20 protein-coding genes are annotated in these 21826 nt (G+C 74.2%); 11 read left to right on the top strand and 9 right to left on the bottom strand.

Features of this window, described 5'->3' with window-relative positions; genetic code table 11:
- Positions 1–47 precede the first annotated feature (47 nt).
- Together N912_RS0122200 and N912_RS0122205 are read left to right on the top strand one after the other, a co-directional pair.
- Positions 48–4298: a serine protease gene (locus N912_RS0122200; protein ID WP_028924126.1), complete on the top strand. Its 4251-nt coding sequence runs from the start codon at positions 48–50 to the stop codon at positions 4296–4298.
- 35 nt (positions 4299–4333) lie between these two features.
- A complete protein-coding gene (locus tag N912_RS0122205) occupies positions 4334–5230 on the top strand; it encodes a sigma-70 family RNA polymerase sigma factor (RefSeq protein WP_028924127.1) in 897 nt (298 codons plus the stop codon).
- On the opposite strand, the gene N912_RS0122210 is transcribed toward N912_RS0122205, so the two are convergent.
- Positions 5212–5964, bottom strand: coding sequence for a DUF899 domain-containing protein (locus N912_RS0122210; RefSeq protein ID WP_028924128.1), 753 nt, complete (start codon positions 5962–5964; stop codon positions 5212–5214). The two genes, N912_RS0122205 and N912_RS0122210, sit on opposite strands and share 19 nt — an antisense overlap.
- A gap of 57 nt (positions 5965–6021) precedes the next feature.
- Between N912_RS0122210 and N912_RS0122215 the strand changes: the two genes are divergently transcribed.
- A complete protein-coding gene (locus tag N912_RS0122215; protein WP_028924129.1) occupies positions 6022–6663 on the top strand; it encodes a winged helix-turn-helix transcriptional regulator in 642 nt (213 codons plus the stop codon).
- Between the two features lie 9 nt (positions 6664–6672).
- Here the strand turns inward: N912_RS0122215 and N912_RS0122220 are convergent, their stop codons facing one another.
- Positions 6673–7641: an AraC family transcriptional regulator gene (locus N912_RS0122220; RefSeq protein WP_028924130.1), complete on the bottom strand. Its 969-nt coding sequence runs from the start codon at positions 7639–7641 to the stop codon at positions 6673–6675.
- Positions 7642–7723: 82 nt separating this feature from the next.
- Here N912_RS0122220 and N912_RS0122225 point away from each other — a divergent pair, with 82 nt between their 5' ends.
- Positions 7724–8557: an NAD(P)H-binding protein gene (locus N912_RS0122225; protein WP_028924131.1), complete on the top strand. Its 834-nt coding sequence runs from the start codon at positions 7724–7726 to the stop codon at positions 8555–8557.
- A gap of 25 nt (positions 8558–8582) precedes the next feature.
- Here the strand turns inward: N912_RS0122225 and N912_RS0122230 are convergent, their stop codons facing one another.
- From N912_RS0122230 to N912_RS0122240, 3 genes are all read right to left on the bottom strand, one after another.
- A complete protein-coding gene (locus tag N912_RS0122230) occupies positions 8583–8930 on the bottom strand; it encodes an antibiotic biosynthesis monooxygenase family protein (RefSeq protein WP_028924132.1) in 348 nt (115 codons plus the stop codon).
- Positions 8927–9268: a VOC family protein gene (locus N912_RS0122235; protein ID WP_028924133.1), complete on the bottom strand. Its 342-nt coding sequence runs from the start codon at positions 9266–9268 to the stop codon at positions 8927–8929. Before N912_RS0122235 ends, N912_RS0122230 begins: the two co-directional genes overlap by 4 nt.
- 164 nt (positions 9269–9432) lie before the next feature.
- Positions 9433–10080 carry a phosphatase PAP2 family protein gene (locus N912_RS0122240; protein WP_051580599.1) on the bottom strand — a complete coding sequence of 216 codons (648 nt, stop codon included), beginning with the start codon at positions 10078–10080 and terminating at the stop codon, positions 9433–9435.
- 122 nt (positions 10081–10202) lie between these two features.
- Between N912_RS0122240 and N912_RS53810 the strand changes: the two genes are divergently transcribed.
- The 4 genes from N912_RS53810 (at position 10203) to N912_RS53820 (ending at position 15217) form a co-directional block, all read left to right on the top strand.
- On the top strand, positions 10203–11972 hold the full coding sequence (locus N912_RS53810) for a potassium channel family protein (protein WP_051580600.1): 1770 nt from the start codon (positions 10203–10205) through the stop codon (positions 11970–11972).
- A 163-nt stretch (positions 11973–12135) separates the two neighbouring features.
- The gene (gene tatA / locus N912_RS0122250; RefSeq protein WP_028924135.1) at positions 12136–12393 is read left to right on the top strand and encodes a Sec-independent protein translocase subunit TatA; all 258 of its coding nucleotides are present in this window, start codon (positions 12136–12138) and stop codon (positions 12391–12393) included.
- A 133-nt stretch (positions 12394–12526) separates the two neighbouring features.
- Complete coding sequence (locus tag N912_RS53815) at positions 12527–14116, top strand: LCP family protein (RefSeq protein WP_156993861.1); 1590 nt, start codon at positions 12527–12529, stop codon at positions 14114–14116.
- A 69-nt stretch (positions 14117–14185) separates the two neighbouring features.
- Positions 14186–15217: a right-handed parallel beta-helix repeat-containing protein gene (locus N912_RS53820; RefSeq protein ID WP_051580602.1), complete on the top strand. Its 1032-nt coding sequence runs from the start codon at positions 14186–14188 to the stop codon at positions 15215–15217.
- Positions 15218–15278: 61 nt separating this feature from the next.
- Here the strand turns inward: N912_RS53820 and N912_RS0122265 are convergent, their stop codons facing one another.
- From N912_RS0122265 to N912_RS53830, 3 genes are all read right to left on the bottom strand, one after another.
- Positions 15279–16040 carry an SDR family NAD(P)-dependent oxidoreductase gene (locus N912_RS0122265; RefSeq protein ID WP_028924136.1) on the bottom strand — a complete coding sequence of 254 codons (762 nt, stop codon included), beginning with the start codon at positions 16038–16040 and terminating at the stop codon, positions 15279–15281.
- On the bottom strand, positions 16037–17500 hold the full coding sequence (locus tag N912_RS53825) for an MFS transporter (protein WP_051580603.1): 1464 nt from the start codon (positions 17498–17500) through the stop codon (positions 16037–16039). The genes N912_RS0122265 and N912_RS53825 overlap by 4 nt, the downstream gene beginning before the upstream one ends.
- A 175-nt stretch (positions 17501–17675) precedes the next feature.
- Positions 17676–17993 carry an antibiotic biosynthesis monooxygenase family protein gene (locus N912_RS53830; protein WP_245645383.1) on the bottom strand — a complete coding sequence of 106 codons (318 nt, stop codon included), beginning with the start codon at positions 17991–17993 and terminating at the stop codon, positions 17676–17678.
- 98 nt (positions 17994–18091) lie between these two features.
- Between N912_RS53830 and N912_RS60585 the strand changes: the two genes are divergently transcribed.
- A complete protein-coding gene (locus tag N912_RS60585) occupies positions 18092–18730 on the top strand; it encodes a TetR/AcrR family transcriptional regulator (protein WP_051580605.1) in 639 nt (212 codons plus the stop codon).
- On the opposite strand, the gene N912_RS0122285 is transcribed toward N912_RS60585, so the two are convergent.
- Positions 18717–19355, bottom strand: a complete 639-nt coding sequence (locus N912_RS0122285; RefSeq protein WP_028924137.1) for a maleylpyruvate isomerase N-terminal domain-containing protein — start codon at positions 19353–19355, stop codon at positions 18717–18719. The two genes, N912_RS60585 and N912_RS0122285, sit on opposite strands and share 14 nt — an antisense overlap.
- A 90-nt stretch (positions 19356–19445) precedes the next feature.
- On the opposite strand from N912_RS0122285, the gene N912_RS0122290 reads away from it, so the two are divergent.
- Both N912_RS0122290 and N912_RS53840 read left to right on the top strand, forming a co-directional pair.
- Positions 19446–20372, top strand: a complete 927-nt coding sequence (locus N912_RS0122290) for a LysR family transcriptional regulator (protein ID WP_084211094.1) — start codon at positions 19446–19448, stop codon at positions 20370–20372.
- Between the two features lie 119 nt (positions 20373–20491).
- The gene (locus N912_RS53840; RefSeq protein ID WP_051580606.1) at positions 20492–21823 is read left to right on the top strand and encodes a flavin-containing monooxygenase; all 1332 of its coding nucleotides are present in this window, start codon (positions 20492–20494) and stop codon (positions 21821–21823) included.
- Positions 21824–21826 lie beyond the last annotated feature (3 nt).

The raw sequence follows: 21826 nt of genomic DNA on the forward strand, positions 1-21826 counted from the left end.
CCACTCACGGCTAACTTGACCACGCCGGGAGATGGGGGGCGCGCCGGGTGGAGGCGGTTGACCAGGTTGTCGTCGAGCGCGGTGGGGTGGGGCTGGCCGCGACGGCGTGTGTGCGGGTCAGGGACGCGGGCGGTGACGTTGTCGGGTCCGGTTTCCTGATCGGGCCGGACCTGGTGGCGACGTGCGCGCACGTGGTGGCCTCGGCGATCGGGGCGGACATGTTCGCCGAGGCGACGCCGGAGCGGCCGGTGCTGGTGGACTTCCCGATGTTGGCCGGCGCGGCGGCGGCCCGGTCGGCGCGGGTGCACCGGTGGGTGCCGGTCGCCGAGGACGGGACCGGCGACGTCGCGCTGCTGCGGTTGACCGCATCGGCCCCGGCCGGGGCGGTGATGCCGCCGGTGCGCCGGGTGGAGGGGCTGTGGGACCACCACTTCCGGGCGTTCGGGTTCCCGGCGGGGCGCTGGGACGGGGTGTGGGCGACCGGGAGGATCCGGGGCGGGCAGGCCACCGGGTGGTTCCAGCTTCAGGGCAACCCGGGCGAGGCGGCCATCGAGGGCGGGTTCTCCGGTTCGCCGGTGTGGGACGACGAGTCCGGCGCGGTGGTCGGGATGACGGTGGCCGCCGACCGGGACCCGAGTGTGACCACGGCGTATTTGATCCCGATCGAGCAGGTGCTCGGGCTGGACCCCGAGCTGCTGCCGTGCCCGTACCGGGGGCTGGAGCCGTTCGACGAGGAGCACGCGGAGTACTTCTTCGGGCGCGAACCCGAGCTGCGCAGGCTGCGGGCGGCGGTGGAGGCCTCGCCGCTGGTGGTGGTGGACGGGCCGTCGGGCGCCGGGAAGTCGTCGCTGGCGCGGGCGGGGCTGTTGCCGGCGTTGCGCGCGGACGGGGTGGCCGTCGAGCGGGTCGAGCCGAGGCCGGGGCTGCCGGTGCTGGTGGACACGGCGGGTGCGGTGCTCAGGCTCGCCGATCCGGGGTCGTCGGCGGCGCGCCAGGCCCGGGACTCCGATCGCATCGGCGCCGCGCTGGGTGACCCGGCGGGCCGGGCCCAGGCGCTCGACGAGCTGGCGGACGCGCTGGCCGGCGGAGACGCACAGCGGCTGGTGCTGTTCGTTGACCAGTTCGAGGAGCTCAGCGAGGCCACCCCGGAGGCGGCCTGCGAGCTGCTCGGGCTGCTCGCCGAGCTGGCGGCGCGCGGCGGAGCGACCGGCCCATTGCGGATCGTGCTCACCGCGCGAGGGCTGGCGCTGCACGAGGCGCTCACCCCGGCGGTCGCGGACGCGCTCGGCTCGGGAACCGTGCTGGTCGGGCCGATGGACCGGGCCCGGCTGCGGGAGGCGATCGTCCGCCCGGCCGAGCGGGCCCCGGGGCTGGGGTTCGACGACGGCCTGGTGGACCGGATCCTGGACGACGCCGGCACCGAACCGGGCCAGCTGCCGCTGGTCGAGTCGCTGCTCGCGCAGCTGTGGGCGCGCCGGGAGGGTGGCGCGCTGACCAACGCCGGCTACCGGGCCGCCGGCGGGGTGGCCGGCGCGCTGGCCGCGCACGCCGAGAAGGTCACCGCCGAGCTGCCCGGCGAGAAGCTGCGCGCGCTGTGCACCCGGCTGGCGGTGCCCGGCCGGGACGGGCGGTTCGTGCGCAAGCCCGTCCGCTACGCCGACCTGCCGCCCGAGCTGCGCGAGCTGGCGCCGCCGCTGGTCGCCGGCCGGCTGGTCGTGGTGGCGGGATCCAGCGGCTCGGGCGGCACCGGCGGCACGGTCGAGCTGGCCCACCAGGCGCTGATCGAGCACTGGCCGAGGCTGCGCGACTGGCTGGCCGCCGACCGCGAGTTCCTGGCCTGGCGCGCCCAACTGGACAACGACCGGCAACGCTGGGAGTCCACCGGCCGCGACGACGGCGCGCTGCCCCGAGGCGCCGCCCTCACCGCCGCCGACGCCTGGACCGACCGCGCCGGCGAACTGACCGACGCCCAGTCAGATTTCCTGCACCGCGCCCGCCAACGCCACCGCCGCGACGCCCGCCGCACGCGGATCATCGCCGCCGCCGTCGCCGCGCTCGTGCTCATCGCCGGCACCCTCACCGTCGTCGCCGTCCGTACCACCGGCCGCAACACCGTCCAACAGGCCACCGCGAACGCCGAGACCCTGGCCCGCGAGGCCACCGCCCGCGCCACCGACGACCCGGTCCTCGCCGCCCAGCTCGCCCTCGCCGCCTGGCGCAGCGACCCGAACAACCCGGCCGCCCGCACCGCCCTGGCCGGCCAGTACCTCGCGCTCGGCGCCGCCGACACCGTCGTCACCGGCGCGCCCGGGGACAAGCCGGTCCTCATCGTCTCCACCAGCGCCACCGCCCCCCACGACAACCTGCTGCTCACCACGGGCGAGGACGACCTGACCGCCGTCACCGACCCGTCCGGCCCGAACCCCCAGCGGCTCCCCCTGCCGGCCCCGACCGGCGCCTTCGGCAAGGACGGCACGCGCTTCTACTACGTGGACGGCGACGGCGCGGTGCGGGTCACCGACGTGCGCCCAGGCGCGACGCCGACGCAACTGGCCGCCCCAACCACGCCGAGACCCACCCTGGCCGGCCGCTCCCCCAACGGCGAGCGGATCGGCTGGTGGTCCCGCGACCAGGCCGGCCGCTCCGCCCTCACCGTCCACGACCTGGCCACCGGGGCGACCCGGACGGTGCCGATCAGCCTGCCGAGCGACGAGGTCAAGCTCGCGCTCACCGACGACCCGGACCGCGTGCGCGTCACCATCGGCGCGTCGACCGACCCCACCCCCCGGTTCACCGTCCGCTCGCTGGCCCGCGACGCCGAGGTCTACTCGGCCCCACCCGGCACCAGCGTCGTCAACAACGGCACCGCCGTGCTCGGCTGCACCCCGGCCGACCCGACGGTGACGCTGAGCCGGGCCTCGCTGGCGGTCACGGACATCACCTCGGGCGCCCGTACCCGGGAGATCCCGCTGGCCCTGCTCACGACCTGCCAGAACTACCGGATCACCACGGACAACCGATACCTGGTGGAGGACCTGACCTTCGGCGCCGGTACCGCACAGCGGCTGTGGCGCGCCACCGAGCTGTCCTCGGGCCGGGCCTACGTCTTCACCAGCCCGCCGATGAACACCTCGGCCTGGCCGCCCCGCCTGGCGCCGTGGATCACGCTGACGACCAGGCCCGACGGGGCGACCACCGCCTTCATCGCCACCGGACCGACAGTTGTTCGCGTCCCGGTGCACCGGGACGCGCCGCTCACCGGCGGCAACGGCGGGCCGACGCCGACGCGTTCGCTGCTGGCCGACGGGCAGGTGCTGCTGGCCACCCAGAAGGACGGAAGCCTCACCAGCTACGACCGAGCCTCCGGCGAGACCCTCGCGACCCGGCCCACCCCGCCCCGCGACCCTGAGCTGGACGTGCCCGACGACGACCTGTGGTCGCCGAGCCAGACCCCGGCCAGCTGGGAGCTGGTCAGGTACCAACCCAGGACGCTGGCGCCCGCGACCCGGCTCACCCTGCCCGGCGGCCCCACCGCGCCACCCAACGAACGCGGCGCCCAGGGCGTCAACTTCGCGCTCGGCAGGATGCCCGGCGGCCCGCCGACGACCGTGACGGCGCTCGTCGGCGGGGTGCTCAGCGCGTGGGACGCCACCACCGGCCAACCCCTCGGTGCCCCCATCAACCTCGCCGCCCAGGCCACCAAGCCCGAGTTCTACCGCGACCACGCGGGGATCTGGCCACGCGTCGGCCACCCGACCCAGGCGCTGGTGGCCACGCCCGAGGACGGCATGCAGCTCTGGGACGTGCCGGCCGGGCGGATGCTCGCCGAGATGAAGATCCCGATCACGGGCCGGTACTCGATCGCGGCGCGGGGCGACCGCCTCGCCGCCCTGACCCGCACCGCCGGCGTCGAGACGTGGGACCTCCCGACCGGCAAGCGAACCGACTCCGGCCTGAACCCCGGGGACGTGATGTCGCTGTGGGGGTTCACCGCCGAGGGCCACCTGATCACCACCCACTACCCCAACCAGGGCAACAGCTCGCCGGAGTCGATCACGCTGTTCGACCTCGACCGGCGCGCGGCCAGCGGCACCCTGGTCCCGGCGGTGTTCGGGGAGTTCACCGGCGTGTCGACCACCCTGGGCATCACCGGCTACAACGACCGGGCGCCCGCCGCCGTGGCCCTGACCGCGCGAGAGTGGCGCGACAGCCTGTGCCGGCTGGTGCCCGGCGAGCTGAGCCCGGCAGCGCGGCGGCTGCTCCCGGACGGCGTCGACCCCGGGCCGCCGTGCCGGTGACCGAAACCGTCGGGGGGCCGTGCAAGGCTGGAGGAATGCACGAGCGGGACGGGCTGGCGGAGCGGTTCGAGGAGCAGCGGGGGCAGCTGCGGTCCGTCGCGTACCGGATGCTCGGGTCGGCCGGCGAGGCCGACGACGCGGTGCAGGAGGCCTGGCTGCGGCTGTCCCGGGTGGACGCCGGCGAGGTCGAGAACCTGGCCGCCTGGCTGACCACCGTGGTGTCCAGGATCTGCCTGGACATGCTCCGCTCCGGGCGGTCGCGGCGGGAGGACCTGGTCGGGGCGCAGGTGTCCGACCGGCCGCGCGACGGCGACGGGAACGAGCCGGAGGACGAGGCGGTCCTGGTCGACTCGGTCGGCCGCGCGCTGCTGGTGGTGCTGGACACCCTCGACCCGGACGAGCGGGTCGCGTTCGTGCTGCACGACATGTTCGCGGTGCCGTTCGACCGGATCGCCCCCATCGTGGACCGCACCACCGCCACCACGAAGAAGCTGGCCAGCCGCGCGCGCCTGCGGGTGCGCGGCACCCCGGCCACCCCCGCCGCCCAGCTCGCCGAGCACCGGAACGTGGTCGACGCCTTCCTCGCGGCGGCCCGGGGCGGCGACCTCACCGCGCTGCTCGCCGTGCTCGCCCCCGACGTGGTGCGCCGTGCCGACCCGGCCGCGCTGCCGGCGGGCGCCGCGCTGGAGTCGCGGGGCGCGCGCACCGTGGCCGAGGAGACCACCGTGTTCGGCCGCCGCGCCCGGTTCGCCGAGGCCGCGCTGGTCAACGGCGAGGTCGGCGCCGTGGTGGCCCCGCGCGGACGGCTCCGGCTGGTGCTCACGTTCACCATCGCGGACGGCAGGGTCGCCGGCTACGAGGTGATCGCCGACCCGGCCCGGCTGCGCGAGCTGGACCTGGCCGTCCTCGACCCTCAGCCCGCCGGGTGGTAGCGGCCGTTGCCTTCCACCCTGCCTCCCTTGCCGTAGCTGTCGTGCGGGCGCACCCAGTCGGTCAGGCTGTGGTACGGGCCGTTCTCGTCGCGGCCCTTGGGCGTGAGGTCCAGGAACATGTACGTGGTGAGCAGCTCCTCACCGCCCCGGCCGAACGATGAGTACGTGTGGAAGATCTGGCCGCTCTCGTCGCGGTGGAAGACGCTGCGCCCGGACAGGTCCTCCATCGGGATCTGGCGATCCTGGTAGTTGTAGTAGATCGTCCCGCCGTCGGCCCGGTCCGGCGGGAAGGACACGTTGAAGTCGTAGTTGAAGTCGCCGCCGAAGGACGAGACGAACCGGAAGTTCCAGCCCATCCGGCGGCGGAACGCCTCGATCTCCTCGATCGGCGCGCGGGCGACGGCGGCGTAGGACACGTCGTGGTTGTTCAGGTGCACCAGCGCGCCCTCGACGTGGTCGGCCTCGAACGCGCAGCCCACGCACGGGGTGGCCTGCCCCGGCGCCATCATGTAGTGCTTGACGATCAGTTGGCTGCGCCCGTCGAACAGGTCGGCCAGCGTGAGCTTCCCGTCCGGGGCGTCGAAGACGTACTCCTTGTCCACCTTGACCCAGGGCAGCGCGCGGCGCTTCGCGGCCAGCCGATCGCGCTCTCGGGTGTGTTCCTTCTCCTCGCGCAGCAGCTCCAGGCGAGCTTCGAGCCACTTCTCGGCGGGGACTACCTCGTGTGTCATCATGATATGAGCGTACAAGTTGCTAGTATGAATAAGCAACTAGAAATCGAGGAGAGCGCGATGCCCGTACAGCGTGGCTACCGGCAGGCCTGTGGGATGGCCCGCGCGCTCGACCTGGTCGGCGAGCGGTGGGCGCTGCTGATCGTGCGCGAGCTGCTGCTCGGCCCGAAGCGGTTCACCGACCTGCGCGCCGCGCTGCCGGGCGCCAGCCCGAACGCGGTGACCGACCGGCTGCGCGAGCTCACCGAGGCGGGCGTGCTGCGCCGCCGCAGGCTCGCGCCGCCCTCGGCCGCCTGGGTCTACGAGCTCACCGACTGGGGCCGGCGGCTGGAGCCGATCCTGCTCGACCTGGGCACCTGGGCGCTCGCGGCCGCCCCTCGGGAGGAGCAGCGGTTCGTCAGCGTCGACTCGCTGATGCTGACGGTCCGCACGTACTTCGCGGGCGACCCCGACGCGCCGCCGGCCACCCTGGAGGTGCGGGTGGCCGGCGAGGCCGAGACCGGCTTCGGCATCTGGCTGCGCGACGGCAGGGCCGACGTGCGCCACGACCGCCCCGACCGGCCCGACGCCGTGATCACCACCGACGCCGCGAGCCTGGTCCGCGCGCTGGCCGACCGCGGCCCGGCGGGGATCACGGCGGCCGGCGACGGCGAGGTCCTCGCGCGGCTGGTCGAGGGCATGGCCGTGCCCGGCCCGGGCTGACGCGCGCGGTCAGCCCGGCGAGACCAGCTGGCCGGCGGCGCGGCTCGCGTGCGACTCGCGGTACTCGCGCGGGCTGATCCCCCTGGCCCGCTTGAACGCGGTGCTCAGCGCGAACGGGCTGCTGTAGCCGACCTTCCTGGCCACCGCCTCCAGGGTGGCGTCCTGGTCGGTGAGCATGTCGGCGGCCAGCGCGAGCCGCCAGCCGGTGAGGAAGGCCATCGGCGGCTCCCCCACCAGCTCGGTGAACCGGCGGGCCAGCGCCGCGCGGGACACCCCGGCCGCGGCCGCCATCTCCGAGACCGTCCACGGGTGCGCCGGGTTGTGGTGCAGCATCCGCAGCGCCTGGCCGACCACCGGGTCGTCGTAGGCGCGGTACCACTTCGGCGCGCCGACACCGGAGCGGGCGAACCAGGCCCGCAGCGCGGCGATCAGCAGCAGGTCGAGCAGCCGGTCCAGCACCGCCTCCTGGCCCGGCTCGTCCTTGACGATCTCGTCGCCGAGCAGCCCGGTCAGCGGGGAGCGCCAGGCCTGCGCCGGCAGCACCAGCATCACCGGCAGCGCCCGCAGCAGCCGCTGGCTGACCTCGCCGTCGATGTTGTAGGAGCCGACCAGCATCAGCGTCGTGCCGGTGGCGCTGTTGCCCCAGGTCCGCACGCCGAGGTCCATCGCGTCGTGCAGGTCGACGCCGTCCGGCGTGGTGCAGCGCTGGTTGGGGTGGATCACCGCCTGGACCGGGGTCGCCGGGTCGTCGGCGAACGTGTACGGGTCGGGGCCCCGGTTGATGACGATGTCACCGGGGCCGACGCGCACGGCGTCGGCGCCGTCCAGGGCCACCCAGGCATGCCCGGTCACCAGGGCGGTCAGGGACAGCGGCGCGCGGTCCGCGATCCGGATCGACCACGGCGGATCCATCACGATGCGCATCAGGAACGCGCCGCGCGCCCTCGGCCCGTCCAGCAGGCCGGCCAGTGCGTCCACCCGGAAGAGTGTAGACGCGCGCGCATGTGGCCGAGCATCTCGACGATGGTCCGTCTCAGCGCGGGCGGCTTGACTGTCGGACATGACTTCACAGACCGCGAACCTGACACTCGTCACCGGCGCCACCGGCACCACCGGCCGCCGGGTGGCCGAACGCCTCGCCGCGCGCGGGGTGCCGACCCGCCTCGCCTCGCGCTCCGCGTCGCCGTCGTTCGACTGGGCGGACGAGGGCACCTGGGCGGCCACGCTGGACGGCGTGAGCGCCGCCTACCTGGCGTACCACCCGGACCTGGTGGCCCCCGGCGCGGTGGACACCGTGCGGCGGTTCGCCGAACAGGCGGTGAAGGCCGGCGTGCGCCGGCTGGTGCTGCTCTCCGGCCGGGGCGAGGAGGAGGCCCGGCGTGGCGAGGAGGTGGTGATGAACGCCGGCGCGGACTGGACCATCGTGCGGTCGGCGTTCTTCGCGCAGAACTTCAGCGAGAAGGGCTTCGAGGAGTTCATCCGCGCCGGCGTGGTGGCGCTGCCCGCGCCCGAGGTGGGCGAGCCGTTCGTGGACGCCGACGACCTGGCCGACGTGGCGGTGGCCGCGCTGACCGAGGACGGCCACGCCGGCCAGCTCTACGAGGTGACCGGGCCGCGGCTGCTGACCTTCGCCGAGGCCATCGCCGAGGTCGCCGCCGCCACCGGCCGCGACCTGGAGTACCACCGGATCAGCAGGGAGGAGTTCATCGCCAACCTGGTCGAGTACGGCCTGCCGGAGGAGACGGCCTCGGTGTTCGCGGACATCTTCGGCACCGTGCTGGACGGGCGCAACGCCTACGTCACCAACGGCGTGGAGCGCGCGCTCGGCCGCCCGCCCCGCGACTTCGCCGACTACGCCCGCGACGTCGCCGCCACCGACGCCTGGACGCCGTGAGATCTGACCCCCGCCCGCGCCCCGGCTACGGACCCTCGGGACCGTCGCCGGGGCGCAGGTGCGCGGTGGGCCGGTAGACGGCCGGGCGCGAGGTGATCCCCTGCTCGGTGAGCAGCCGGCGGGCCGCCTCGGGGAGGTCGGTGCTGGCGATCGCGTCGTCGAACGCCTCCTCGCTGGCCCACCGGGCGACGTTGATGAACCGCAGCTCGGCGTCGTCGTGCACGGCCTGGTACATGGTGGCCTCGACGAACCCCGGCTGGGCGGCCATGATCGCGGCCCGCCGCCGCCACATCTGAAGGAACCGCTCGGACTCCGCCACCGGCACGGTGAACACGTTGATCAGGGTGATCTCCTCGTCGGGTTGCCCGCTCACGGCTGCAGCAGCCCGATCAGGTTGCCGTCGGTGTCGCGCACGGTGGCGATCCGGCGGCCGGTGCCGACGTTGCGGACCGCCGACACGGTCTGCGCGCCGGCCGCCAGCAGCGCCTCGAGGCTGGCCTCGATGTCCTCGACGTGCCAGTAACCGACCGGGCCGGTCATCCCCTTGCCGTGACCGTTCGGATCCAGCCCGACGTGCAGCCCGCCGCCCAGGTCGTAGCCGACGTAGTACGGCTCGTCCTGCGCCGGCGCACCGGCCAGCTCGCCGTACACGGCCTTGGCCTTCGCCAGGTCCGCGACCGGGACGATGACGGTCCTGATGCCTTCGCTCATGGGGTGCCTCCAAGGTGCTCGTCCGTACCCATCACCACCCTGACCCGCCCCGGCCGTTGCATGTGACAGTCCCGCTCCGGTAACAGCGGCACGCTCCGTACCAGCACGACTCGCCCTGACGGAAATCCCGACTCGCCCTGACGGAAATCCCGACTCGCGGAGGGTTACGGGCGGGCGCGGGCGGGGGCGGCGAACCACCTGTCCACGGCGACGGTGACGGCGCCGACCACGGCCGTCGCGACCAGCACGCCGGCCACTGTGTCGGTGGCGTAGTGCCGCTCCAGGGCGACCATCGCGGCGGACACCCCGACCACGGCGGCCGCCGCGAGCCCGACCAGCGTGGCGCGCAGCCACCCGGCCCTGGGCAGGCCGCCGGCCACGAACGCGAGCACCAGCACCCAGGCCAGCGAGGTGATGCTGGTGGCGTGGCCGCTGGGCAGCGACAGGCCACCGCCCTCGAAGGTGCGCCCGACCAGCGGCTTGAGCACGAACTCGGTCACCGTCACGGCCAGCACCGGGCCGGCGACCGCGAGCACCAGCGCGGGCCGGCGGCGGGTCCGCACGGCCGCCCAGACCAGCGCGATCATGCCGAGCAGCAGCGCGGGCGGGCTGCCGAGGTCGGCCACCGGCCAGAGGTACGAGCGGTGGCCGTCGGCGTGCTCCACCAGCGGCCCGCCCAGCGCGGCGTCCAGCAGCCCCGCGGAGCTGTGGCCGGCGTACCACCAGCCCAGCGCCACCGCCCCGAGCGCGCTCACCGCGGCCAGCGTCACGACCACCGCCCGCCACCGCCCCGACAGCAACCCCTCGCTCACACCGTCCAGGGTGCCCGAACGCGCCGCCCACCGGCTCGAACCCTCAGCAACGTGACGCCGGTCTCGCCGGCCGTCACCCCAAACGTCCCGCTGGGCACCGCACGCCGCACTATGCTGCCGGGGTGATCGACCCGGCGCGACCACGCAGCTCCCGGCGCCGCAACCTGATCATCTGTGGCGACAACCCGCTGGCCTACCGGCTGGCCGCCGAGCTGGCGGACCAGTCCAGCGCCGAGGTGACGGTGATCGTCCGGTCCATCGAGGCCAACTGGGCGCCCCGGATCGCCGAGCTGGCCGGCGTGCAACTGGTCGAGCTGCCCGAGCTGAGCGTGGGCGCCTTCCGGGCCGCCGGGCTGGCCGACGCGGACGCGCTGGCGCTGGTCGAGCAGGACGACGTCGGAAACATCCACGCCGCGCTGCGCGCCCACGAGCTCAACCCGAACCTGCGGCTGGTGATCAGGTTCTTCAACATGAGCCTGGGCTACCGGATCCGGGAGCTGTTCCCCGGCTCGGTGGTGCTCTCCGACTCCTCCACGGCGGCGCCGTCGTTCGTGGCGGCGGTGCTCGACGAGGTGGCGCCGGGGACCGTCCGGCTGCCGGGGCGGCACGGCCCCACGGTGTTCGTCGCCCGGCGCGCGGACGTGCCCGCGTCTCGGGTGGTGTGCGGGCTGGCCGACACCCGCGCGCCCGGTGGCCCGGTGCGGCTGCCGCCCGACGAGGACGGCGCGGACCTGGTGCTCGCGCTGGCCGGCGAAGGCGTGCTGCCGGTGGGCCGGCGCCGGTGGCGGGGCCGGGGGCTGGCGCTGACCCGGCTGCGCGGACTGCTGAACCGGAAGCTGGCGCTGGCCGCGCTGCTGCTTGTGGTCCTGCTCGGCGTCGGGACCACGCTGTTCGCGATGCTCAGCGGGCACAGCCTGGGCGACGCGGTGTACCTGACGGTGCTGGACGCGGCGGGTGCCGCCGAGCCGAACACCCGCCTCGGCCTGCCCGAGAAGATCGTCCAGTCGATGATCACGATCGTCGGCATCGCGATCATCCCGGTGGTCACCGCGGCGGTGGTGGACGCGCTGGTCACCGCCCGGCTGACCGGTGGCGCCGGGCGGCCGAGGCGGATGAGCGGGCACGTGGTGCTGGTCGGGCTGGGCAACGTCGGCGCCAGGGTGCTCGCCCAGCTGCACGACGCCGGCGTCCCGGTGGTGGCGGTGGACAGCGACGAGCGCGCCAGGGGCGTCCCGCGCGCCCGCCGCTCCGGCATCCCGGTGGTGATCGGCGACGCCAGCCGCGAGGAGATCCTGCGCGAGGCCCGGCTGGACGCCAGCAGGGCGCTGGTGGCGGTCACCAACAACGACGTGACCAACCTGGAGGCCGGGCTGCACGGCAGGGCCATGCGCGACGACCTGCGGGTGGTGCTGCGGCTGTTCGACGACGACCTGGCCCGGCGGGTGCAGGAGACGTTCGGCATCGACGTCTCGCGCAGCGTGTCGTTCCTGGCCGCGCCGGCGTTCGCGGCCGCCATGCAGCAGCGCCAGGTGCTCACCACCATCCCGGTCGGCCGCCGCGTGCTGCTGGTCGCGGAGATCCCGATCCCGGCCGGCTGCCCGCTGGTCGGCGTCCGGCTGGGCACGGTGTCCACGGCCACCCGGTCGAAGGTCATCGCGCTGCAGCCGCGCGGCGGCGACCGGATCACCATGCCGGCGCCGGCCGACCACGTGCTCGCCGGCGGCGACCGGCTGGTCGCGGTGGCCACCCGCACCGGGCTCGCCGAGCTGTCCGCCCGCGCCAGCCAGCGCCCGTCCGGCCCCGGGTCGACGGGCCTCGAGTCGACGGACGCGCTGGACGCGGAGTCGTTCTACGAGGCCGAGACCGACCACGAACCCCCGAGGTCCCGCTGACCCGAACCGATGGCACGGCGGGCACCCGATCGGCGGCGCGCGGTTGACACCCACCGGCGGGCTGCGAGACTCGAAGGCAGAATGGACGGCGAAGGCCGTCATCGACGGCTGTCATGACTGCGCTGGGCCGCGTACCGAGAGCCCAGGAAGGCGGGTGCGACCCATGGGCGCGTGGAGCCCCACACACTGGTTGATCGTGCTGGCGGTGGTGGTCCTGCTGTTCGGCGCGAAGCGGCTGCCCGAGCTGGCCAGGGGCGTCGGGCGCTCGGCGCGGATCCTCAAGTCCGAGACCAGCGGCCTGGCCGACTCCGAGACCAAGTCGGAGCAGGCCGCCGCCGAGCCCAAGGCCGACCAGGCCGCGACCAGCACCGACAAGCCCGGCACCGGCACCCCGCCGGGTCCGCGCCAGGGCACCGGCTGATCCGCGCGACACGAGATGAGGCGGTAGCACCGCCTCGGGCCGTACCGACCGACCCGTGCGATACCCTCCCCCGCCAGGGATGAGTGACATGATCAGCGGCGAGGGGCTCGGCGGCTAGGTGGGTGGATCCGGCGTGACCCGTAGAGCCTCACCGGCCGACGGCGCCCCTCGACGCGGCGCCCGCCGGCGCGATGTCCCCGTCCCCGCTCGCGGGAGCGGCGCGCTGGCCACGGCCGCCAGGGCCGGACGGGTGACGCTGGCGATGCTGTCCTGCCTGGTGCTGGTCGCCACCGGGTACGGGTGGAGCGTCTACAGCGACCTCAACACCGGGCTGACCAGGTCCGAAGCGCTGGGCGGCGGCCCGGCCGCGTCCTCCTCCGAGCCGATGAACATCCTGATCATGGGCCTGGACAGCCGGCTGGACCAGAACGGCAACCCGCTGCCCAAGGCGGTGATGGACCAGCTGCACGCCGGGGACAGCAGCAACGGCGGCTACAACACCAACGTGCTGATGGTGGTCCACGTCCCCGGCAGCGACCAGGCGGGCGCCCGGCCGGTGGGCATCTCGATCCCGCGTGACGACTACGTCGAGCTGCCCGGGCGGCCCAGCGGGACCCGCAAGGCGAAGATCAAAGAGGGATACGGACTGGCCAAGGCCGAGGCCGAGAGCAAGCTGCGGGCGCGCGGCGTCAAGGACCAGGTCACGCTGGAGCGGCAGGGCCGCGAGGCCGGCCGCAAGCAGACCGTCACCACCGTCCAGGACTTCCTCGGGATCCGGATCGACCACTTCGCGGAGGTCACGCTCGGCGGGTTCTACGACCTGGCCGAGGCGCTCGGCTCGATCACCGTGTGCCTGCAGGGCCCCACCCAGGACAGCTTCTCCGGGGCGAAGTTCGCCAAGGGCCAGCAGCAGCTCAACGCCTCCCAGGCGCTGGCCTTCGTCCGACAGCGCCGCGACAACGTCCACCCCGAGCTGAACTTCACCGACCTGGACCGGGCCCGCCGCCAGCAGGCGTTCCTGGCCTCGGTGGCCTACCAGCTCAAGAGCGCGGGCACGCTGGCCAACCCGGCCCGGATGCACGGCCTGGTCGGGGTGGCCGCCAAGGACCTGGTGATCGACGGCGGGATGGACCTGCTCGAGTTCGCCCAGCGCGCGCCCGCGATCGCCGGCGGCGGGCTGAGCTTCACCACGCTGCCGGTCAAGGCGTTCGACACCGTCGACGGCCAGGCGGTGAACGTGGTGGACAAGGACGAGATCAAGAAGGTGGTGCGCGGCCTGCTCGGCCCGGACGACGCGGCGGCCCCGAAACCGCCGCCGGCCAAGCTGCCGCCCGCGACCCTGGACATCGCCAACGCCTCCGGCCGCGACGGGCTGGCCGGCTCGCTGGGCAAGGCGCTCGCCGCGCGCGGGCTGACCGAGGGCGCGGCCACCACCGACAGCAAGCTGCGCTCGGCCACCACCCTGTCCTACGCCGCGGGCGCCAAGGACGCCGGCGACGCACTGGCAAGTCAGCTCGGCGGCCTGACCGCCCGGCAGGACAGCACGCTCAAGTCCGGCCACCTGAAGCTGGTGCTCGGCACGGACTTCAAGCCGCCGGCCGACCTCGCCGACGCCACCGGGTCGTCCGGCTCTGCCTCGTCCGCGTCGGGTGGGTCGGGCTCGAACCCGGACGGGGTGCCGGCCAGCAGCCTGCACACGAACGGCATCCCCTGCGTGAAGTAGCCCCGCGTCTTAGCCATCCCGATACGGTTAACACAGCAAACACACAGCGTTGCTCGGTTAGCTGTATGTGTGATAACCACCTCCGCCCGCGCCCGGACCCGCTGGCTGGCGGCCGGCGCGGTGCTGGTCGCGGTCGTGCTGCTGGCCGGGTGCGGCCGCTCCGGCTCCGACCACTCGTCCCGCCGGTCGTCGGAGCCGCGCCCGTCGGAGTCCACGGCGGCGGCGCCCGCTCCGGCGCCCGTACCCGCCCCCGCTCCGGCCGGCACCCCGGGCATGGGCACCCCGCAGCCGGCGACCAACTGCACGGTCCAGGCCGGCGACCCCGCCGCGATGGCGGCGGCCACCTCGGGCGCGAACCCCGGCGACCGGATCTGCCTGGCCGGCGACATGGGCGGGCAGCGGCTGGAGCTGCGGCGTTCCGGCACGCCCGAGCGTCCGATCGTGGTCCTCGGCGGCGGCCGGGCGACCACGAAGGGCATCACCGTCGACGCCAGCAACGTCGTGATCGACGGCGTGATCGCCCGCCAGCCCAGCGCGCCCGGCTGGTCGCTCAAGGGCACCAACATCACGGTGAGCAACAGCGCCTCGCTGTCCCCGCGCGGTGACGACGGCGACGGCATCCGGTTCTGGGGCAACGGCATCAAGATCGTGCACAACACCATCCGCGACACCAAGAACCTCAACCACGCGCACGCCGACTGCATGCAGACCTTCGCCACCGACGACGACAACCCGGCCAGCCAGAACGTCCTCATCGACGGCAACCGCTGCGAGGACATCGCCAACATGTGCCTGATCGCCGAGGGTCCGGACAGCGAGGCGGGCGACGGCAGCGGCGAGGGCAAGTCCACGAACTTCGTGTTCACCAACAACTTCTGCGACAACCACGCCAGCCAGGCGCTGTTCGCCGACGACGTCAGCAACATCACCGCCAGCGGCAACCAGATCGTCGGCAAGCTCGACAAGGCCTTCGCGTTCCAGAACAACTCCACCGGCGCCAAGGTCGGCGCCAACCGGGTCGAACGCGCCGGCTACGAGGTCGGCATCGACGACTCCTCCCAGTCCGGCTACCAGGGACCCCAACCCGGCGGCGGCCCCTGACCGTGCGCACCCGTGAGTGGTTAGCGTTGTCATAGCAACGCTAACCACTCACGGGTTCTGATCAGCGTTGGAACGGTGGTTGGCCGGCGAGCATGCCGCCGTCGACGGGCAGTGTTGCGCCGGTCACGAACGCGGAGTCCGGGCCGCACAGCCAGACCACGGCCTGAGCCACCTCGTCGACCTGGCCGAGGCGGCGGGCCGGCAGGGTAGCCGCGACGTGCTTTTGGACGGCGTCGCCGGCGCGCTCCAGGTGGTCGGTGAGGATGGGGCCGGGCGCGAGCGCGTTGACCCGGATGCCGGCCTCGGCGTAGTCCAGCGCGGCGGTGCGGGTCAGGCCGACCAGCCCGGACTTGGCGGTCACGTAGCCGGCCAGCCCGCCGACCGCGCGCAGGCCGGCGGTCGAGGACATGTTCACGATCGAGCCGCCGGTGCCGGTCGCGAGCATGGCCGGGATCTGGTACTTCATGCCCAGGAACACCCCGCGCAGGCTCACCGCGAGCGCGCTGTCGAAGTCCGCCACCGCGACCTCGGCCAGCGGGGTCGGCCGGTGGCCGCCGCCGGCGGCGTTGTTCACGGCGGCGTCGAGGCGGCCGAACTCGTCCATCGTCCGCGCCACCAGCCGGCGCACGGCGTCGGCGTCGGTGACGTCGGTCGGCACCGCGAGGGCCGTGCCGCCGGCGGCGGTGATGGTCGCGGCGTGCGCGGACAGCGCGGCGGAGTCCCTGGCGGCCAGCACGACGGCGTAGCCCGCCCGGCTCAGTGCGGCGGCGGTGGCGGCGCCGATGCCTCGGCTGGCGCCGGTGACGATCGCGACCCGGTTCATCGGCGGGCTCCTACCGGGGTGGTCTCGGTGGCCGGTCTGTTCGGCGCCTTGGCGTTGATCAGCAGGGCGGTGCCGACGGCGGCCGCGGTGAAGATGCCGACCGCCCAGCCGGCGGCGACCGTGTTGCCGTACACCAGCCCGGCGATGTCCCGGCCCGTTGCGCCGGGGTGCGCAGAGCTGTGGCTCGCGGTCGCGGCGGCGGCGGCGACGGTGTTCAGCACGGCGATCCCGAGCGCGCGGCCGACGCCCTGCATGACGTGCACCACGGCGGCGCCCACCCCGGCGTCGGCCCTGGCCAGGCTCACCGTGGCGGTGCTCATCGCGGCGGTGTAGACGGCGCCGAGCCCGAGGCCGAGCACCACCTGCCCCGGCAGCACCCCGGTCAGGTACGCGCTGGTCGGGGTGAGCGCGGTGAGCAGCGACATCCCGGCCGCCGCGACCAGCAGTCCCGGCACGATCAGCGCCCTCGGCGCCACCCGGTGCAGGAGCTGCCCGGCGATCAGCTGCGAGCCGAGGACCACCGCGGCGGACATCGGCAGCAGCGCCAGCCCGGCGGTGCCCGCCGAGTAGCCGAGCGCGACCTGCAGGTAGTACGACAGGAACAGGTACACCCCGGAGATGCCGGCCGTCGCGGCGGCCATCGCCAGGTAGCAGCCCAGCCGGTTGCGGTCGGCGAGAATGCGCGGCGGCAGCAGCGGCCGGGCGATCCGCGCCTCCCACACCGCGAACGCCGCCAGCAGCGCCACCCCGGCCGCGAGCAGCCCGATGACCCGGCCGGAGCCCCAGCCCTCGCCGGCGGCGCCGTTGCACCCGGCCACCAGCGCGGCCAGCCCGGTGGTGCCGAGCAGCGCCCCCGCGACATCCAGCCGGCCGCGCCTGGTGGCGCCGGGCCGGGTGGCGCCACGCAGGTACCAGGCGCCGGCGGCGGCGAGCAGCGCGATCGGCAGGTTCACCAGCCGGGTGACCTGCCAGCCCAGTTCGCCGGTGAGCACCCCGCCGAGCACCAGCCCGACCGCGCCGCCCCCGCCCACGATCGCGCCGAACAGGGCGAACGCCTTGCCCCGCTCCCGTGGCGCGGTGAACGTCACCGAGATCAGCGACAGCACGGCGGGCGCCAGCAGCGCCTCCGAGGCGCCCTGCACGACCCGCGCGGCGGCCAGCGCGGCCAGGTTCGGGGCCAGCGAGCTGGCGATCGAGCCGACCGCGAACCCGCCGAGCCCGAGCAGGTACGCCCTGGTCAGCCCGAGGTGGTCGGCCAGCCGGCCGCCGAGCAGCAACAGCCCGCCGGAGGTCAGCACGAACGCGCTGATCACCCACTGCCGGTCCGCGTCGGAGAACCCCAGCGCGGCCTGCACCGACGGCAGCGAGATGTTCATGGTCATCATGTCGAACACCAGCATGAGCTGGGCGACCGAGACGAAGCTCAGCGCCAGCCACCGCCGGTCGGGTGTCGTGGTCATACCGCCAAGCTGCCGCCCGAGCCCGCCCCAGTCGTCCGGCCAACGAACCGTTCCCCCCACCCCCAACTACGTCCGCCGGCGTACCCGCCCGTACACCCCCGCGGGCCGCACACCTTGTGGGGCCGTCGCACATGGTGCGGCGTGTGCGACGGCCCAACTACCTGTGCGACGGCCGCTACCGCGTGAGCGGGACGACCTCGTAGGGGTCGGGGAGGCGCGAGTCGATGAGGTCGGTGACGCGGGCGCGGGTGGCCTCGATGACGGGGTTGGACCCGGTCGCGGCCCGGAACGCCCGCTCGCTCGTCCAGTGCATGTGGTTGATCACCCGGGTGCCGTCCTCGCTGCGCAGCAGGTGCATCCCGACCAGCCCCGGGATGTCGGCCGGATCCCCGGCGTCCCGAATGCAGTCGACCAGCGCGCCCTGGTTCTCCGGCCGGACGGTGAAGACGTTGATCACCAGCACGCCCTGCTGGCCGGCGACGATGGGAAGCATGATCACTGTGAGGGTCCTCTCGGTATCCGGCCGGGCATGGCCGACCACCGAGGCTAAGGCACCAAGTGTGTCTGATTTGTAACACTTAAGCTCATCACATGCCCGCCACCGAACCCCGCCGCCGAGGCCCGCGCGCCGACGCACGGCGCAACGACGAGCTCGTCCTGCGGGCGGCCGCGCGGGTGCTCGCCGAGGACCCGCGCGCGACCATCCAGCGCATCGCCGACGAGGCGGGGGTCGTCCGCCTGACCGTCTACCGCCGCTACCCCAACCGGGACGCGCTGCGCCGCGCGATCTTCGAAACGGCCGCCGAGGAGGCCAACGCGGTCCTCGCCGACGTGACCGCCCGCGACCTCGAGCCGGTGCCGGCGCTGCGGACGCTCATCGTCGAGATGGCCACGATCGCCCGTCGCTACCCGCTGCTGCTGGTGGGCACCGACCTGCAACCGCTCCCGTCGGACACGCGACGCCCCACCCCGCCACCGGCGAGCCGGGCCATGCAACGCGCGATCCTGGACCTGGTCCGCCGGGGCCAGCACGGCGGAGCGCTGCGCTCGGACCTGCCGGCCGAACTGCTCCCCCAGGCCATCGTCGGCACACTCCGCATCACCCTGCGCTTCGCCCGCGGCCTCGACGCGGACCCCGAACAGATCGGCGCCCAGGTCGCCGACCTGCTGCTGCACGGCTACGCCACCGCACCCGACGCACCGCCGGGCCGAGCGGTCAGAACACGGTGATGGAGGCCGGGGCGCGTTCGGCGCGGCTGAACGCGCGCAGCACGGCGGTCGGCCCGTGGTGGCGCACCGCCAGGCGGGACAGCAGGTCGACCACCGCGTGCACGGCGGCCGGCGGTAGGTCGGGGGTGGGGATGTCCACGCTGACCGCGAGGTCGTCGGAATGCACCGCCAGCTCCATCATGCGGGTGACCAGCAGGTCGTCCAGCGACAGCGACCACGGGCCCCAGAACGGCATCCGCACCGGCCGGTCCGTACCCGAAGCCAGGGCGGTGGCCAGCTCCCCGATGGCGGCGTCCGTCTCCTCGGCCAACGCCGCCGGCCCGTCCGCCGCCAGCCGCTCGGCACCCTCCCGGATCCGGACATTGATCTCCGAGTCCAGGTCCGCGCCGACCCAGGCCGACCGGGCGTAGTGCTCGAGCAGCGGGATGGTCGGCTCGCTCGGCACCGGGTTGGCCAGCACCTCCCGAACGACCAGCACCTGGTACGCCAGGTGACCGGCCAGCCCGCCCACGCTGAGCTCGGGCAACGCGCTCGGCCCGCGCCATGCCTCGACGACCGCCGGCGCCCGCAGCAGGCCCGCGGCCGAGCGGGCGATGGACAGGAAGTCGTCTCTGGTACCGGTCATCTCGCAGCCTCCTGGTGAGCCCGGCCCGCGCCGGTTCGACGCGTCCGAGCTATAGATACTCCGGTACCGGCCCCGCCGAGGAGGCACCCGATGGCGATGACGCTGCAGCAGTTGCAGTACTTCCTCACCGCGGTGCGCCGCAAGTCGTTCTCGGCGGCCGCCGAGGAGATGCACATCGCGCAGCCGAGCCTGTCCGAGCAGATCCGCAGGCTGGAGCGCCAGCTCGGCGTCACGCTGTTCGTCCGCACCAACCGCGAGCTGCAGCTCACCGACGCCGGCCGGATCCTGGTGCCGCACGCCGAGCGCACCCTGGCCGAGTCCCGGGCGGCCGCCGAGGCGGTCCGCGAGGTGCGCACCCTGACCGGCGGCACCGTCTCGTTCGGGACGTTCAGCAGCGCGCACCTGTACCTGCTGCCCGCGCTCATCGCCGACTTCCACCGCCGCTACCCCGGCGTGGTCATGCACATCATCGGGCTGAACTCCGCCGAGGTGGCCACCGAGGTCAGGGAGGGACGGCTGGAGGCCGGGCTGGTGATGCTGCCGGTGGACGCGCGCGGGCTGGCGGTGACCCCGCCGGTGATGACCGACAGCGTGGTCTACGTCAGCGCCGACCCGCAGCGGGTGCGACGCCCGGTGACCATCCACGACATCGCGGCCGGCCCGCTGATCATGAGCGACTCGCGGTGGGAGGACGACCCGCTGCGCCGCGAGATCGCGACCAGGGCGCAGCGCGCGGGCGTCACGCTGACGCCGATCGCCGAGGTCGAGCTGCAGGTGGCGGCGGCCGAGCTGGCCGCGCGCGGGGTGGGCGACACGTTCGTGTCCTGGCACGTGGCCAGCTCGCGCGGGTACCTGCGCCGGCTGGGCTGGGCGCCGCTGGACCCGCCGTACACCGAGACGTTCGGGTTCGTGACCCGCCGCAACACCCCGCTCTCGCCCGCGACCAGGCGCTTCATGGAGCTGGCCGGAAAGCACCTGGCCAGGCTGCAACGCCGCCGCCGTGGACAGCCCCGCTAGCCCGTGCTCAAGGCGGAAGCTATGGGAACGAACGGCGATCTCGGCTTCACAAGGGTGCCCGCCGTTTCCAAGACTGGGCTGGTCGCACGGACCACGCCGAGCTGGAGGGCACCCACGCCATGTCGCTGCCGGAGGCCGACCCCACCGACCGCTACTGCGTCATCGGCGCCGGCGCCGCCGGGCTGGAGACGCTGCGCACCCTGACCGCCGCCGGGATCCCGGTGGACTGCTACGAGCGCACCGACCGCGTCGGCGGCCACTGGCACACCGACTACGACTTCCTGCACCTGATCACGCCCAGGGACGCCTCCGGCTTCGACGGGCACCCGATGCCGCCTGAGTACCCGGCGTTCCCGAGCCGCCGGCAGGTGTGCGACTACCTGGACGGCTTCGCCCGCGAGCACCGCCTGCGCGAGCGGATCACCTTCGACACCGAGGTGCTCGGGCTGGACCCGATCGACGACGGCGCGAAGGGCTGGCGGGTGCGGACCTCGGACGGTGCGAGCACGGAGTACCGGGGTGTGATCGTCTGCAACGGGCACCTGTGGTCGCCGCGGCTGCCCGCCGAGGCGGCGGCGTTCACCGGCACCTCGCTGCACTCCGGGCGCTACCGCAACACCGGCGACATCGGCGGCGAGAGCGTGCTCGTGGTCGGCGCCGGCAACTCCGGCTGCGACATCGCGGTGGACGCCGCGAACGCCGGCTACCGGACGTACATCTCGGTGCGCAGCGGGCACGTGTTCCAGCCCAAGACGTTCTTCGGCCGGCCGCGCGGCGAGCTGCCGGTGCTCCGGCGGCTGCCCGGCTGGCTGCAGGAACGGGTGGCCCGCGCGCTGGTCACGGTGTCGGTGGGCGGGCACGAGCGGTACCCGGGGCTGCCGGCGCCGGCCACCCGCAACCTCAACCGGCAGCCGCCGGTGGTCAACGACCTGTTGCTGTACTGGATCCAGCACGGGCGGATCACTCCTGTGCCGGGGGTGTCCGGCGCCGGAGGGCGGACGGTCAACTTCACCGACGGCTCGCGGCTGGACGTGGACACCGTGGTCTGGGCGACCGGCTTCGAGGTGGCGTTCCCGTTCCTGGACGACGACCTGCTGCGCTGGCAGGGCGGGGTGCCGCTGCGGGTGGGCGCGATGACGCTGCCGGTCGGCCGGCCGGGGCTGTACTTCGTGGGCCTGGCCGCGCCCCGGGGCGGGCAGAACCCCGTCTACTCCGCGCAGGCCCGGCTGGTCGCGCGGATGATCTCCGCGCAGCGCCGGCTGGACGTCCCGCTGTGCGAGCTGTTCGCCGCCGCCGAGCCCCCGGACGCCCGCATCGACATCCTCCGCCCGCTCTGGTTCGACCAGCTCGCCCGCGCGCGCAAGACCCTCACCACGCTGGAGAGGCGCGCCTCCCCCGGCGTCCCAGCTCAAGGAAAAACCTTCGCAAACCAACGGAAATCACGTCTGTGACCA

This window comes from Actinospineispora acaciae DSM 45401 (genome assembly GCF_000620785.1).
In the GTDB taxonomy this organism is placed as follows: domain Bacteria; phylum Actinomycetota; class Actinomycetes; order Mycobacteriales; family Pseudonocardiaceae; genus Pseudonocardia; species Pseudonocardia acaciae.